The 227-nt window shown below is 50.2% G+C and carries 1 rRNA gene; it reads right to left on the bottom strand.

Annotated elements, in window-relative coordinates:
• A 23S ribosomal RNA gene (locus ACLJNW_RS29315) occupies window positions 1-227 on the bottom strand; the annotation flags it as partial.

Genomic DNA, 227 nt, shown 5'->3' on the forward strand with positions numbered 1-227 from the left:
CTAGATCACCGGGTTTCGGGTCTATACCCTGCAACTTAACGCCCAATTAAGACTCGGTTTCCCTCCGGCTCCCCTATACGGTTAACCTTGCTACAGAATATAAGTCGCTGACCCATTATACAAAAGGTACGCAGTCACACAGGTAAACCTGTGCTCCCACTGCTTGTACGTACACGGTTTCAGGTTCTTTTTCACTCCCCTCGCCGGGGTTCTTTTCGCCTTTCCCT

It is taken from the genome of Salmonella sp. SAL4457, assembly GCF_046548235.1.
In the GTDB taxonomy this organism is placed as follows: Bacteria; Pseudomonadota; Gammaproteobacteria; order Enterobacterales; family Enterobacteriaceae; genus Salmonella; species Salmonella enterica.